The following is a 13972-nucleotide window of genomic DNA, read 5'->3' on the forward strand; positions in this document are numbered from 1 at the left end:
CTAAATTGAGCTTAGGTGGCGTCGCATGCCGTAAATCCAGCGGATGCCTCCTCTGACGTTCTGTGTAGCAACGTAATTGATTATGATCAGAGTTGGCTCTGGGTCGTTCGGGCTTGTGGATCTTTTCTAGGAGGGCTCTATTCACAGATGTTTTCTTTGATGAAGCAATTTGAACCAATGCAGCCGTCCCACCCTTCAAGTTTGATGGAACGTGACTTTTCACTGAATAGACCTTCAATGAGTTTCACCGACATTATCTTATCAAATTTGAAAATCCGCTCGGAAGCAAAATCTCGCCCTTTGGTGCAACCACGATTTTGCCAGCCATGCATGTACAGTTTGCCGTTATTGCCAATTGCAACTTGGTGTACATCTACAAGTCGAGGAAGGCATCCCTTGCTGACGTCCTTGTCGTAGACGATCTCGACAACTCGGTTTGTTTCTGCCGCCTCGCAAAGCGGCGCTTCGTGTTTCGACTGGGCTTGAACAGATGAGGAAAGGGTGAATGTGATAACCAATGCAATTTTGACGTGGCCTAAATTCATTGCTGAGCTCCCCAAGCGAACTAAATTTTATCTGATCCTAGGTCCATTGAATTTCTTAGTCCCGTAAAAATGCGCAGCCCTCTTGATAAATAAATGCTGCGAACTAAACGAAGGTCCGCTCTGAGGAAATGGCGAGACGAATTTCTTGGTAGAACGCATGTCTGCAATGGGCCGGCTTGCGCTAGAATTCTTTCTCCACCAAACGCGTCCCGAACTTCTTGCGATAGTCTGCGGGTGAGACGCCTACATGGCGTAGGAAGGCTCTGCGTAATCTTTGTTCATCAGTGAGGCCTGTATTTATCGCAATATCGGCAAAGGGCAATTCTCCCTGCATAAGCAGTTGCTTGGCGGCCTCAACCCGGAACATTTCTATGGATTTGGCAGGGGAAACACCTATGCGTTGGGTGTATTTTCGAGCGAACGTCCGGGGACTCATCCCAGCTCTATGGGCAAGAGTTTCAACGTCCAAGTTTTGGTGAAGATTGCTAGCGATCCAGGCTAGCAGTCTTGTGAACTTGCCGCCTTCATCCTCCTGCTGTGCCGCCAACACATCGCTAAACTGAGATTGGCCGCCTGGTCGTTTGAAGAACACAACAAGCGCCTGAGCAACTTGCATGGCGATCTGATGACCATGATCTTCCTCCACCATCGCGAGGGAAAGGTCGATGCCAGCTGTTACACCAGCCGCTGACCATAGCTTTCCATCACGAACAAAGAGAGGATCCTTTTGCACATTTGCCTCGGGGCACTGGCGCTGAAGCTCCGTGGTGTAGCGCCAGTGGGTTGAAACATTCCTTCCGTTCAGCAATCCCGCATTCGCAGCGACAAACGCTCCCATACAGGTGGTTGCCATTCTGCGAGATGAACCAAAGGCCTTCGATATCCACTCAAGGAATTCTGCCTCATCCAGGACATCAAATACGCCCTCACCGCCCGAAACGACCAGCGTATCAATCGGTTGTTCAGAGACGTCTAGTAAAGAAGCCGTTTTCAAAACGACCCCGGTGTCTGTTTCTATGTCGCCTCCCAAGGGAGACATCAGAACAACCTCGTAATAGGGTGCTTCTCCGACTCTCTCCAAGGCCGTGTTGGCCGAGGAAAACACCTGGGCGGGTCCCGCTGCATCCAACAGGGTCACCCCAGGGTAAATGACGATCACAACCCGCTTTAGCTCGGAGGTTGCGCCATCGGATATTTTGGCAGAAATTGACATTCTATTGTCATTTACGCCAAACATCTAGCTACGTAAAGCTGCTTGAGACGTAACCAACATCAAGCAGCGGAACGACTATGACAAATGACGATCTTGAACGCTGGCGCCCTTGGCTGATCGTTGGCCTCTCTTTTCTGGCGCTCGCATTTTCTTATTCGGTTCGGGCTGTCTATGGGCTTGTAATGCCCGACCTCGAGCAAGAATTCGGGTGGTCGAGAAGTTTTACATCCGGAATTATTGCTGTGGCATTGCTGATGACGGCGGTATTGGCTCCCATCGGCGGCCGACTGGTAGATCAGCAAGGTGCCCGTGCGGTCATCCTAATAGGTCTAGGTTTGCTATCGTCTGGCTGCATAGTGGCGGCGATTTCAACACATCCTATGGCCTTCGTCGTAGCGTTTGCGGGGATTGCTGGCACTGGCTTTGGATTGTTGGCGATACACGTCGCCTCTACGGCAGTGGAACAAGAGTTTGATGCTAACCAAGGGTTGGCTACCGGGATCGCCTCGTCCGGCTCCACTGCCGGGCAATTTGTCATCGTTCCATTGATTGCCGTGTTACTGGCTGTTTTCAACTGGCGTTGGGCTTTTGGCGCCATCGGAGTCTCGGCCTTGGTTTTATTGTTCTTCGCAAGTTGGTGGCTTCCGAAAGGAATGCGTACCACGCCGAAGTCCGATATTGCCTCAGGTGTGACACCCGGTCTTTGGGCAGATGTCATCATGGTGCTCAAAAAACCCGCATTCCATATTTTGTTCTGGAGCTTTTTTCTGTGTGGCTACACCACGTCCGGCGTTATCGAGACACACTTTCTGCCCTTCGCTTCCATTTGCGGCTTCAGCCCGGTTTCTTCCGCTACAGCATTTGGCACACTTTCTGCTCTTAACTTAGTGGGCCTAATCTGCGTGGGTTGGCTAACGGACCGAATGAACCGGCCATTCCTTCTTGGTGGCATCTATTTGATCCGCGGGGTGACGTTTATCCTGCTCGTGAATGTCGGAACCGACCTCAACGCGCTGTTCTTGTTTGCGATCATCTTTGGACTGGTGGACTATTCGACAAGCCCGGTAACAGCAAGCCTTGTGGCAAGTCACATTGGTCTTCGTGTGATGGGGCTGGCATTTGGACTAATTTCCGCAGGCCATCAGGTCGGAGGCGCCCTAGGGGCTTACTTCGGCGGCATCCTGTTCGACATCTTCGCCCAATATGACTGGGTATGGTGGTCTTCTGTTTGGATAGCGATTTTCGCTGGCTTGTTGGTGTTCTTGCTACGCGAGAACCCCAACAACCAGCCAACCTTAGAAGCTGCCAAGCCGCAATGATTACAGCCTTCTGTAAGAATATGCTGCAGCCTCAACGAATGGCTGCTTCGAATGTCACAACGCAGCATCACCGAGCCCGGGCCAAAGTCCGGTATGGGCCGTTGGACGAAGTGGCGGGGCAGGGCGCCTTGGGACAGATCCAAATTCTTCGAATGACCTCACCGAGCCCAAAGCGGTCAAAAAAGACCAGCCTGGAGAATCCTCGGCTTAGATTAGTCTCATGTCCCTAGCCGTCATCTCATCAGCGCTATTTCCATGCCCTTTATGGATAGAACTTCGTGATTGAGAACGATTACCGTTCCAAGCGAAGACTTGTAGTCCGTTCGGAACCGCATCATCTTCTTGCCCGTGCCCTTGATGAGCTTTGTTTGCTTTAACAGGGCTGTCGCTCTTTCAGTAGCAACGGCAGGTTTCGCCGTTGTCAGAAAAAACACCGAACAGATATTTTCGCTGTTCACGGACACCTGAATTGCATCGTGTTTATGGAGGGCCAACACTTTAGCATCCTGGTCTCGGCGTAGCACAAAATCTGCGTCCGATTTCAATGCCCGTTTAACTTTCGCAGCCTTGCCTTTGGTTCCACCGCAATATTTTTGGAAGGCGGTCACACCAACCGATGCCCTTATTGGATTGAGGTGATCCAGCGCGGTTTCGGTTGCCATCGCAACTGCTGACAGGCTGAATCCCAAAGTGACTGCTGCGGCACAGACTTTTGCCCACCCGGCAAATCTAGGTTGGCATCCGCCAACGGCGGTCCGGTTTGGCGTTTTCGTGTTATTTTTGGGAAACTTGATCAATTCTGCTGCCTCAATTCTTTTTCAAGTGAACTCAAAGATTTGAGTAAATGAGAATTGTAAGAATACAAACGATTTCTCATTTAGAAACTCGCTGAATCTTGCATTCAAGATGAAGTTCTTCTCTGTCCGTGCTGCAGTCATCTGAAATCCATCTGCGAAGCGCTTTCAGCGAAAGTCCGCAATGCGGGCTGCGGCTGCAGATTACCAGCAGCGTGCCAAATGTCTCTTATGGGCCGTCCCAGCCGGTGGGTGCGACCTAACAGGGGGGAATTCTGCGCACGATCTAATGACAGTTGCGAGTCCTGACCGGACCTCTCGAATTTACGCTGCGTGCGCATACTGTACCGAATTTTCTGCGCAGGCGAAAAAATCCGCGCCGCCACGCGGCGGCGATTCCGGCCATTCGTGAATAACGCAGCATTTTTGGAGGGCAAATTTACAGGTCGCGGACTCACCGGGCTTTTGCTGACGCAGCATTTCTTCGCAATTGCGGCAGCATCTTTTCGGTGGTGCAGCGAATTTCACCGAACCGGCGCTTTAACGGTGTCAATTACAGCAAATTTGGAACCACCAGCTCGCCACGGTAAGATTAGACAATTGAGATGCGAAAGCCAACTGACCTACACCGCAAGACATTCCCATGTCAGCTCTTTTGAAGCTACGGTGAGGTCTAAAATTCATTCGCTCCCGGCAAACAAGTAGTCGCGGAATGTCCTTGTGGCCGCCGCAGTCCGGCCACAACGAAAGTTATGAATATGATGTATGAATCCACTGCGTCGCTTTTCATTGAATTTGTGGTTTTTCCTAAGAAATCTCCCACCGATTTCACCCGGGAGATTGCTGATGCCTGCCATATTCCTCAGCAGTTGGACAGTCTTGCGGGCAGTACACGTATCTGAATCTGTCGCCTTTGTTTGGGCCGGTGTGCTTGCGCAGGCGGCGCAAATCTGGTGCACACTCCCGATGACAGTTCAGCGACAACGTCTCACATTTGATCGCGTGCGCTCTGCGACAAGATGGGCTGTTGCAATCCTTATCTGCGTTCTGTCATTCCAAATCTGGTGGTCCGATCCTTGGCTAAGTCAGCGGTTGGTCAGTATTTACTGCGGGCTTTATGCTGCAATCATGGCGCTAGGTGTTTGGGGTGACCGTGATGCCTTAAACCGTTTCGCGCCAGCATCGAAAGATTCCGGTGTTCCTCTCGATTTCAGGCGCCATCTGTTAATGCTCTACGCGCTGGTAGCCATTCTTGCCATAGCGACCAACGAAACACTGATGGCATTGGATACGACTTTGGGCACCAGAGTGGTAACGCTCTCAATACTGCCTATAGCACTGCACTACTTCTTCGTGATTGCTCTGGATTTGACCCATCCACCGTTGGATGACAAGGATGAGTAAGACAGCAAAGCAGCCTTTCAAAATGCGGCAGAAGCGGTGTCATTAGGCTGGGCACGGTAATTGCAATTGGGAGAGCTAGACCCGGACCCCAGAATTAAAAATGCCAATCCTGTCGCAGTAGTCATCTTTTCGTCAACATTATTGTCGATGTATGGGCCACCCAAATTGCGAGTTCTCTCATGGATTTTTCCGACCCGATCAGCATGATAAAGAAAGGCATTTCTGACCTGATCAAAAACAGGCAAGAATCTCACGAAGCCCATCTGGATTTTCTGGCACGTTTTGAAAAGAGTGCGGCCTGGGAAGGTGAGGACTGGACATATTGGGATTTTCTGTCCGCACCTGAAGAATTGGCCGAGGTCAAATCCCGTTGCCTCACGTATCAGGAGGCGAAAAGGCATTGTGATGATTGGATGGCCAAAAATGAAGCCAGCAAGTCAGCTCTGTTGCGCGAGATTGAGACTGGACCACCAGAAGGGATAGTTGAACGTATCCGCGAAATGGTGAGCGACGGAGAAAATCCCAACGGTTCCAGCCTTCTTAAGGACACACCGCTTGAATTTGCCCGTTACAGAGGTACCGAAGATGTCTTTGATTTGTTGATCGAGCTGGGCGCTGACGGGGAAAAAGCAGGTTTCAGCAAACTGCATCACGCGGTGCGCTACGGCTCGCTGCAAGATGCTGAACCGTTATTCGATTCGTTTGATCCGCTCTGGTCGCATTTCGGCGCCCGCTCGGTCCTTTGCGAAGCGGTGCTGGCCGGCAAGGGCGACATCATATCGGCCCTGCTCGATCACGTCTCATCTGAGGGGTGTCTGGATCATGAAGAGGTGGCAACTTGTTTTGGCATTGCCGCTGGTTCGGGCGATCCTGACCTCGTACGTCCTTTTCTGCACCATGGCTTGAAGCGCGATATAGCACTGGATTCCACCCTGGAATCCTATGATTGTCAGGATTGCAGTCGTCTATTTAGAGCTTTGCGGACAAAAGAACGTGTCCCCGTATTTTGTCCAAAAATCATTAATTTGACTACACATGGCAGGCCAGCCACTGAGCTTTTCGACCGCGTAAATATCTGCAACAAACATTGCTATTGAACGGTATAATTCGTCTGAACGCGTCGCGTCATTTTCGGTATATTTGAAAACCGGTTGCTCTAGCGCAGCAGCCACTGAAACAAAGGCAAATGCCGCGTCAATAGCCATTGAATTTGGGAATTTTACCATTGTTGCCGCAATGGCATCTCTTACTGAAGAATCCGCGTCTGATACGATGAAATCAGCTACAAATTCTTCGATTACCTCGGCATGCGCAATGGGCACTATTAACACTCAAACTGTGACACAAAGCTAAATGTTAGATGCTGGGATTACCGCAACAAACAAAATTTTATGAATTACTGGCGAAATCGCAGAAGATACAATCAGTGCGTTTATATAACTACCATAAGATGTGCCGAGCGTGCCTAATCGAACCAAGAAAGAAACAATGTTCATGGTTCGCGTCCGGAAGGTCGACGGATTAAATCGATAGTTTTGCAGAACCAGACAGCTGCCGAAATTCTCAATGTATCAGAACGCGGCGTTAGGATTGCGCGCAAAGATGTGCGGGCGAACACACACCCTCGGAATACTTAGTGTGGATATATTGGGATGTTACTCAGCCGCCAGGTTTGAGGCTCTGCCATTATTCTTTGGCTCTTTTGATTGCTTCGTTGATGAGCATTCAGCTTCGATGCCCATATTGGCGACAACTATCTGGTTTCGACCTCGCGCTTTTGCTTCGTATAGCGCGTCGTCCGCCGCCCGCATCAAATCCTGTGGCATGGTGCCGTGGTCGGGATAGTGTGATACGCCAATTGAAATCGTAATCCTGGGAAGGTTCTTCTCTCCATACCGGACGCGGATGTCCTCAACAACTTGTCGTAACCTTTCGGCACGCGCGAGAGCATCCTCTTTTGATACCTCCGGCAACAGAAGCATAAACTCCTCCCCTCCCAAACGGCAGGCCAATTCATCACCATCACAAAGCTGTACCATCGCGGCACCGACAGCTCTCAGAACCATGTCACCGGCATCATGTCCGTGGTTGTCATTAAACTTCTTGAAGTGATCGACATCGACTGAAACTAAATTGAGAGCCGTGCCATCTTTGTGGGAACGAGTGATCATTTGCCGCAAACTTTCAGTCAAGTGCCTGCGATTGAACAGACCTGTTAAGGGGTCTCGTACAGATTGGTCCTGCAATTGATCTCGCATACGAACATTTGCAATTGCCATGCTGATCTGCTCAGCGCACATTTGCGAAAGCTTTTTCCCCGCCTGGAATTCTTCTTTGGTCGTGTTTGAAGCGGCTCTTAGCGTCATAAGGCCGACAGTTTCGCCATGTGCCAGAATCGGGAAACAGATATACGCACGTTTGTCTGCTGGCTTCATGTGTTCGCAAACAAAATCGACTTCGCTTTCCCCGTAGCTATAAGTTCGGCCTTTTCGAAGCCCCCAACAAGCCTTTGGAACGATATGCTCTTTGTGACTTCCGCCGTTCCAGCTAACGCAACCATCAAGAACATCTCGCGAGTTCGAGTAAACATAAACACTACCTTCATAGTTAGGCAGGATGTGAGTCATGAACTCGCTCACCATTTCAAAGAGCTCATCTAGCGAACTGCTTGATTGTAGCCACTCATTCAGTTCCCCCAACAATCTAACTTCGCGAGCCATTTGAAGTCGCTGATCCATCAATTCGCGCTCTTTCTCAGACTGCATTTGGAGACGTTTTACGGAGAGATTGCCACTGCGACGTATCATGAAAGCGATAACGCCAATCAAAGCTAGCACAATGGCGCAAATTGCCACTAACGCCACCTGAACACGGAAAATAAATGTGTTTCTTACATCAGTGATGTCCGTGAAGAATTCTATTGCACCCAGTGTGACGCCATTTTGAATGATGGGCGTAAAAATTTCCGCGACCTCTCTAAGGCCGCTGCTTTCTCCAGAAATTGCATGCAAATTAAAGTCATCAATTTCCGATGCGCGCACTGTTTCGTGCATATAGTAGTCATTGCCCGTAGCAACAATTTCAGAGAAGAATGAGCCGGATACCACCCGGCCAATCTCTGACTCATTGGAGGACCAAAACACCCGACCGTCAGGCGTAAACATGCTAAATCGATAAATATCAGAGCTTAGCGTAATGCTGCGCAGATACTCGCTGTCCTGTGCGGAGAGTTGCTGCGTAATAAATGCCTGCTTTCCAGCTGATACACGGTTGATGACCCGGTTTTCCCAGAGGCTTGCCTGTAACTGGATGTCGCGCGCAAGCATTTTGTCGACGATTATTGTTGGAGACAAACGTATCAGACCGAACATTGCGACAATTATGACTGCAAATAGAACGATAGAAGATACGCCATTTTTTGTTTTGAAGTTTTGCAGGGATACCAACATCAAACGTTCCTCTGAAGTAACCGGAATCCGCATTGAAACTAGTTTGGATAAGTTAACAGAGTGGTGCTGGCAGTTCAGCGAATTCGTCGATATCTCATTCAATTTGAGTTAAGAAACCGCTATTTCTTGATCCCATATAAATTGCACTCACAACAGTCGAATACGGCTCCAGCAGACCAACGTTTTCTTTGCTATAATCATCTAAAAATCCAATGCGTGTGGAGGTGTGTTTTTACCATTCTTAATCTGCTCATCAAGGTTAGCCATCCCCACACGCAACATCCAGAATTGCGGTATCTGGCTGGAATCTACAGCGATAGTACGAGAAAATTCTGATCTGGATTTACTCAATCCAACGACCGTTTCAGAAATGCTCCATAACGCGGAGGTCTTTATTAAAGAATTTGAGGCATCTTACATAGGTATTGTTCTTGGAGCTTTGTGATGCGCTTCCTTTTGATAATGAACCTGTCGCTATTGATAATTTTCTGCCCGGTGCGCGCCAGCGCTGAACAGGTCCGAACATGTAATTTCGTCGAAAGGTTGATTGACCTGCCAAACCAATTAGAAGCTGCTCGAAGAGGTGGCGGAGATGCGGCCCGCTTCAAGAGAAGTTTGGCTAGTGCCCTGGAATTTTTGAAGACACCTAGTGAAACTGTCGTTTTCACAGATTCGGAAATCCGTACATTGCGGATATTTTCGGGAACCATCCGCAAAGACTGGAAACTCAATGGGCTCTCTCTCGATGGGCGACAGATAGCCGGTCTAACTCATACAACGGCGACCATTCAGCGAGAATTGGCTGATATAGTTGGAAAATTTGGGTGCAAACCCCCTAATCCTAGCGGAACACCACCCCTATGGAATACTGGCGATGCTGATACCGATACGATGTCATATCTGGCTGTATCGGCGTTACTTTTAATTCTGTCGTTAGGTATCATCCGGATGGTTTGGCGGCGCGATGATAAACGCTTAGTTTGCAGTATCCCTGCACTACTGCGTTATGAATCTCTTTGTACGATATCGACGATTGTGAATATTAGTCGCAGCGGTGCAATGGTCGAAGTTCCTGCGGAAACGTTCACTACAAATAGATTAGGTGTCCACGTGTCCGCGTTTAGCACTTCAGCACGGATCGTCTGGAGTAATAGTAATTTTGCCGGATTGAAGTTTGATAAAGAGATTCCCTCAAAGGTTTTCGACAATATTGTCAGTGCAAAATTCGAAGATTCAGTATGCAAAGAATTAGCCAACGCTGCGCCCGGTTGTTTTCGCCCGGGTTGTCATCTTACGTGTAAGTTTCATCGTCCCACTGTGCAGGTCGACAAGCATCACGCGGTACTGCCTTAGTGCCGCCAAAGGATTGATGGTTTCACGGTAAGATAGGGACTGGCTTACCCCGGTCGGCGCACCCGCGCAGCAATGCGCATGTCGCGGGCGTCCAGCATGAGCAGGTCGGTGGCCTGGTGCCAGTCCAACGGATCTGGTTCGGTTTCGAGAAGATGGCACCCGACGATGCGCTTGATCTGCGGCAGGAACAGGCGGCTTATGGACAAGTAGAAAAGCTTGTTACACCTGATGATTGGAAATCGGACCTGGGCAGATATGTCACTAGCTTAGGCGCTGCACTTATCGAATGGGAAGAGGGTTGTGAGGATCTAAACGGGTGACACCAGTGCCGAAGCTATTCGCAAGACCCTAGAAGCCCAAGGCATTCAATTCCTGGACAACGATGATGTTGTTGCGGGGCCGGGTGTGGCGCTTAAATGCGACTAGCTGAATGGAGAGTGTCCGACCTTCTGTGTATGAGAGATTTGGCCCATGCTTCACCAACGAAGGAGCATGACGACAATGACGATTTCCAAGGAATTGCTGGACGAGCTGCTTAGCGGCGTTGAACGACCTGAAGATTTGCTGGGTGACAAAGGCCAGATGAAGGAACTCAAGGTCCGGCTGATGGAGCGGATGCTGGGTGCGGAGTTGACCGAGCACTTGGGCTATGAACCGCATGGTGAGCCTACCATCCAGCAATCCAACCGCCGTAATGGCAGCGCTCGCAAGGTGTTGAAGGGCAATGACGGCGCTTTGCCCATCGACATCCCGCGTGACCGAGACGGCAGTTTTGAGCCGGAGTTGATCCAGAAGGGTCAAACCCGGATTGACGGCATGGATGACAAGATCATTGGCCTCTATGCGGCTGGCCTGTCGACCCGTGACATCCGCGCCCACCTTGAAGAGGTCTACGGCCTGAAGGTGTCAGCCCACCTTGTCAGCCGTGTCACTGATGCCGTCCTGGAAGAGGTCTCAGACTGGCAGAGCCGCGCTCTGGAACCGATGTATCCGATTGTTTTTCTCGATGCTCTGCGGGTCAAAATCCGTGACGCGGAAAGCCGACAGGTTAAGAACAAGGCGGTTTATGTGGCCCTGGGCGTAACGCCGGAGGGCGAGCGTGAAGTTCTGGGGCTTTGGATCGCCAACAACGAGGGTGCCAAATTCTGGCTGTCGATCATGAACAATCTGAAGAACAGGGGCCTGGAAGATATCCTGATTGCCGTCGTTGATGGCCTAAAGGGCTTCCCTGACGCCATCAACGCAGCTTTCCCCGATACGACGGTTCAAACCTGCATCGTGCATCTGGTGCGCCATTCTCTGAACTTCTGCGGCTGGAAGGATCGCAAGGCTGTCGCCAAGGATCTGAAGCGGATTTATCAGGCCGTAGACGAAGGGGAAGCCGCCAAAGCCCTTGATGATTTTGAGGCCGAATGGGGCAGCAATTATCCCTCAATCGCCCCAAGTTGGCGACGCGCATGGCAAGAAGTGATCCCGTTCTTTGCCTTCCCGCCAGCGGTGCGAAAGATCATCTACACGACGAACGCGATTGAAAGCCTGAACCGGGTGATCCGAAAAACCACCAAAACACGCGGCAGCTTTCCAACCGACGAGGCCGCCACCAAGCTGATCTATCTGGCCATCCGACGTTTCGAGAAGACTGGCCGGTGCGTCAGAGAATGGGTTGCCGCACGAAATCAGTTCGCTATCCTATACCCAGAACGGTTCAACAAATGACCCGTTTCAACCGCATGGGCCGAGCCCCATACACAGAGTTTCGGATACTCCCGCTGAATGTTTTGGCGCATTCAAACTTGTAAACTGGACCCCAACTACGACCCTTGTTTAGCCAGAGGTAACGAGCGTCCTTGTCTAAGTAGGGCTTAATCTGTCGTATTACTTCAGAACAAAAAGTCATCGATCCCTAACATGTTCAATCCGATGCCTTTCAGCAGGATTGAATCGCCACCACCGGTATCAATAAGCACTCCTTTTGCGGTGTCACTAGAGGCTGCCAGAACATCGCCGAAATCACTCAACGCAGTAACGCCGCTGAAGTCGATGAACTCGGCGGTACTACTGGGCTTGAAATCAGTGATCCTGTCATTGCCGTGCCCGTCAACAAAAATGAAAGTATCGGCAGAGCGACCGCCTTCAAGCTTATCATTGCCAGTACCGCCGTTCAGAACATCCTGGTCATCGCCGCCTTCCAGTATGTCATTGCCGCTGCCACCCTCCAGAGTGTCATTGCCATCATCACCTCTGAGTGTGTCGCCGTTAGCCATGCCCCGCAACAGGTCGGCTCCGGAACCGCCGATGAGATTGTCGTTACCGTTCCCGCCATCCAGGGTATCGGCTCCGTTCCCACCGGCCAATTTGTCATTGCCGTCAAGACCGCTCAGAAGATCACTGCCATCGCCCCCTGCAAAGCGGTCGACACCATTGCTTCCTGAAAGTGTGTCATCGCCGGCGCCACCGATAATCTTCTCGATTTTGATCAGCGTATCGCCCAACGCATGACCTGCGGTACCGGTCGAGGACACGGCCAGATCAAACGCAATGGCAGCATTGCTGCTGCTGTAGTCGGCGGTATCTCTGGCGCTGCCACCGTTCAGCACATCTGCACCGGCGCCGCCCGCCAGTTTGTCGCGCCCGGTACCGCCGAACAGCGAATCCGCGCCACCACCGCCGTTGAGAAAATCGTTGCCGCTTGATCCGGTCATCACCTCGTCCTCACTGGAACCGATGATTTTGTTGTTCTTACTGTTGCCTTTGATCGTCAGATTATCCAGACCTTCCAGAATTCTGACCGTCCCGCCGCCCTTGACTTTGTAGACCGGGTCAGCGTTGTCCTGAGCACCGTAAATCTGCCGAATGCCGTTGATATCATCCTGCTGCAGGCTACTTAACCTGATCCTCGGCGCCATGATGGAGTTAACACCAGCATGGTCCAATCCGAGGGCATGCCCTATCTCGTGCAAAACCAAGCCGCGAAAACGAGCCATGTCTGTGTTAAATGACCCTAACGTATCCAGTACAATATCCCCCGCAATTGCTGACGCATTTTGTGTGGGAAAACTCGCAAATCCGATAAAGGAGCCTAGTATCACCCCAAAGAAAATCCGGATATCGGATGCGGCAGACGTCCCGATTCCGCCCCCGGGATCAGAAACTTGTATGAATTCTATGTCGCCATAGTTTGACCATGACGCGAAGGCATCGCTGATAACCTGACGGAAATCGAAGTTCAGAAAACTGCCACCACTGACAGAATTTCCGCTTGCTGTACCAAAACCACTAATATTTTCGCCTGCCCCGGCAATACTCCAGGTGACAACGCCGCCCTTTGTTCCAATTTTATTTGAACCCCACTTTGTGCCAGCAAGATTAGCCATCAATTTACCTCGATTTCAAAATCACCTTAAATCATAACATATCAAACACATCGAAACCCAATTGTAGGAAAAAGTATAACGGCATTGACCTATTGAGCAATGCGGAAGAATACGAAAGCTTTCTTGATGCTCCTGGCTCAGATATTGGTTCGGCTCAAACCTCACGAATGGTCGCTGCCAACTAGTTCATCCCCGAAAACGGTGGTGGGCCTGGGGTTAGGCTGAAGAAATGACCGCCGGGCGGGACACGACTTAGGTTTAGAAACTCCACCGCGCCTGACAGCTACAGATATCCGTTCTGGGATCGTAATCGGCAAACTGCACAGAGTTTTAGTGTCTCTATTCCTGCCGATTCACACTTTGAATTCGGCCAGCTGTTTTCCGCTTTCCAGTTCTTGTTTCAGCCATGCCGGTCGCGGGCCGAGGCCGATCCATGTTTTGGACGCATCATCGGGATGACGATATGCAACTTTGGCACGCGCTTTCTTTTTTGGAGCGGTGCCCCTTTTTTTCGGCGCGGA

Annotated in this window: 12 protein-coding genes; 5 read left to right on the forward strand and 7 right to left on the reverse strand. The window is 50.6% G+C overall.

What is annotated here, in order from left to right; all coding sequences use genetic code 11:
• Positions 1–137 precede the first annotated feature (137 nt).
• Both LC334_RS21550 and LC334_RS21555 read right to left on the reverse strand, forming a co-directional pair.
• Positions 138–545: a WYL domain-containing protein gene (locus LC334_RS21550; RefSeq protein ID WP_085801985.1), complete on the reverse strand. Its 408-nt coding sequence runs from the start codon at positions 543–545 to the stop codon at positions 138–140.
• A 181-nt stretch (positions 546–726) separates the two neighbouring features.
• Positions 727–1758 (reverse strand): GlxA family transcriptional regulator, encoded by a 1032-nt coding sequence (locus tag LC334_RS21555; protein ID WP_139836508.1) that lies wholly within the window; start codon positions 1756–1758, stop codon positions 727–729.
• A 77-nt stretch (positions 1759–1835) separates the two neighbouring features.
• On the opposite strand from LC334_RS21555, the gene LC334_RS21560 reads away from it, so the two are divergent.
• On the forward strand, positions 1836–3077 hold the full coding sequence (locus tag LC334_RS21560; RefSeq protein ID WP_085801987.1) for an MFS transporter: 1242 nt from the start codon (positions 1836–1838) through the stop codon (positions 3075–3077).
• Positions 3078–3310: 233 nt separating this feature from the next.
• On the opposite strand, the gene LC334_RS21565 is transcribed toward LC334_RS21560, so the two are convergent.
• Positions 3311–3739, reverse strand: coding sequence for a hypothetical protein (locus LC334_RS21565; protein WP_085801988.1), 429 nt, complete (start codon positions 3737–3739; stop codon positions 3311–3313).
• Positions 3740–4717: 978 nt separating this feature from the next.
• Here LC334_RS21565 and LC334_RS21570 point away from each other — a divergent pair.
• Both LC334_RS21570 and LC334_RS21575 read left to right on the forward strand, forming a co-directional pair.
• Positions 4718–5275: a hypothetical protein gene (locus tag LC334_RS21570; RefSeq protein ID WP_139836510.1), complete on the forward strand. Its 558-nt coding sequence runs from the start codon at positions 4718–4720 to the stop codon at positions 5273–5275.
• A 179-nt stretch (positions 5276–5454) separates the two neighbouring features.
• Positions 5455–6372 carry an ankyrin repeat domain-containing protein gene (locus tag LC334_RS21575; protein WP_085801990.1) on the forward strand — a complete coding sequence of 306 codons (918 nt, stop codon included), beginning with the start codon at positions 5455–5457 and terminating at the stop codon, positions 6370–6372.
• A 558-nt stretch (positions 6373–6930) separates the two neighbouring features.
• On the opposite strand, the gene LC334_RS21580 is transcribed toward LC334_RS21575, so the two are convergent.
• The gene (locus tag LC334_RS21580) at positions 6931–8724 is read right to left on the reverse strand and encodes a sensor domain-containing diguanylate cyclase (RefSeq protein ID WP_223413118.1); all 1794 of its coding nucleotides are present in this window, start codon (positions 8722–8724) and stop codon (positions 6931–6933) included.
• Between the two features lie 444 nt (positions 8725–9168).
• Between LC334_RS21580 and LC334_RS21585 the strand changes: the two genes are divergently transcribed.
• Positions 9169–10077, forward strand: coding sequence for a PilZ domain-containing protein (locus LC334_RS21585; RefSeq protein WP_139836511.1), 909 nt, complete (start codon positions 9169–9171; stop codon positions 10075–10077).
• A gap of 44 nt (positions 10078–10121) precedes the next feature.
• Here LC334_RS21585 and LC334_RS21590 read toward each other — a convergent pair whose 3' ends face one another.
• Positions 10122–10283, reverse strand: a complete 162-nt coding sequence (locus LC334_RS21590; RefSeq protein ID WP_176237760.1) for a hypothetical protein — start codon at positions 10281–10283, stop codon at positions 10122–10124.
• 295 nt (positions 10284–10578) lie between these two features.
• Between LC334_RS21590 and LC334_RS21595 the strand changes: the two genes are divergently transcribed.
• Positions 10579–11793, forward strand: coding sequence for an IS256 family transposase (locus LC334_RS21595; protein ID WP_085802026.1), 1215 nt, complete (start codon positions 10579–10581; stop codon positions 11791–11793).
• A gap of 164 nt (positions 11794–11957) precedes the next feature.
• Here LC334_RS21595 and LC334_RS21600 read toward each other — a convergent pair whose 3' ends face one another.
• Both LC334_RS21600 and LC334_RS23325 read right to left on the reverse strand, forming a co-directional pair.
• Entirely contained in the window at positions 11958–13451 is a 1494-nt protein-coding gene (locus LC334_RS21600) for a matrixin family metalloprotease (protein ID WP_085801991.1), read from the reverse strand.
• 353 nt (positions 13452–13804) lie between these two features.
• On the reverse strand, positions 13805–13972 hold a 168-nt coding region (locus LC334_RS23325), incomplete at its 5' end, for an H-NS family nucleoid-associated regulatory protein (protein ID WP_223413119.1).

It is taken from the genome of Roseovarius aestuarii, from assembly GCF_019966515.1.
In the GTDB taxonomy this organism is placed as follows: Bacteria; Pseudomonadota; Alphaproteobacteria; order Rhodobacterales; family Rhodobacteraceae; genus Roseovarius; species Roseovarius aestuarii.

Excerpts from the sequence above, each read along its gene's own strand:
- LC334_RS21580 (WP_223413118.1), bottom strand. The coding sequence starts at position 8,724 with ATGTTGGTATCCCTGCAAAACTTCAAAACAAAAAATGGCGTATCTTCT.
- LC334_RS21595 (WP_085802026.1), top strand. The coding sequence starts at position 10,579 with ATGACGATTTCCAAGGAATTGCTGGACGAGCTGCTTAGCGGCGTTGAA.
- LC334_RS21560 (WP_085801987.1), top strand. The coding sequence starts at position 1,836 with ATGACAAATGACGATCTTGAACGCTGGCGCCCTTGGCTGATCGTTGGC.
- LC334_RS21600 (WP_085801991.1), bottom strand. The coding sequence starts at position 13,451 with ATGGCTAATCTTGCTGGCACAAAGTGGGGTTCAAATAAAATTGGAACA.
- LC334_RS21555 (WP_139836508.1), bottom strand. The coding sequence starts at position 1,758 with ATGTCAATTTCTGCCAAAATATCCGATGGCGCAACCTCCGAGCTAAAG.
- LC334_RS21585 (WP_139836511.1), top strand. The coding sequence starts at position 9,169 with ATGCGCTTCCTTTTGATAATGAACCTGTCGCTATTGATAATTTTCTGC.
- LC334_RS21550 (WP_085801985.1), bottom strand. The coding sequence starts at position 545 with ATGAATTTAGGCCACGTCAAAATTGCATTGGTTATCACATTCACCCTT.
- LC334_RS21565 (WP_085801988.1), bottom strand. The coding sequence starts at position 3,739 with ATGGCAACCGAAACCGCGCTGGATCACCTCAATCCAATAAGGGCATCG.
- LC334_RS21575 (WP_085801990.1), top strand. The coding sequence starts at position 5,455 with ATGGATTTTTCCGACCCGATCAGCATGATAAAGAAAGGCATTTCTGAC.
- LC334_RS21570 (WP_139836510.1), top strand. The coding sequence starts at position 4,718 with ATGCCTGCCATATTCCTCAGCAGTTGGACAGTCTTGCGGGCAGTACAC.